This is a genomic window from Phosphitispora fastidiosa (genome assembly GCF_019008365.1).
Taxonomy (GTDB): Bacteria; Bacillota; Thermincolia; order Thermincolales; family UBA2595; genus Phosphitispora; species Phosphitispora fastidiosa.
Genome location: NZ_JAHHUL010000114.1, coordinates 1 through 278 on the forward strand (window position 1 = coordinate 1; position 278 = coordinate 278).

General features: G+C 61.9%; 1 protein-coding gene. It reads right to left on the reverse strand.

The features are described 5' to 3' along the window. Positions 1 to 278 (reverse strand): PDZ domain-containing protein (locus tag Ga0451573_RS19160; RefSeq protein WP_231685787.1); only part of this gene is annotated, 278 nt, incomplete at both ends.

The following is a 278-nucleotide window of genomic DNA, read 5'->3' on the forward strand; positions in this document are numbered from 1 at the left end:
GCCGCGGATCATCTTGACGACTTCGTCGAGGCGCGTACCGACCACTTCCTTTATCGGACCGCGCTCGCCCTGGCCCACGCCGGTGATGCGATCGCCGACAGCCAGCTTGCCGGACAATTGTGCAGGACCGCCGGCCATCAGCTCGCGAATGGTCGTGTAGTCTTCCCGCTCCTGCAGGACCGCGCCGATGCCAACCAGCGAAAGCTTCATCGAGATATCGAATTCGGCGGATGCCGTCGCTCCGAAATAATCCGTATGCGGTTCGATCGACGTGGTGT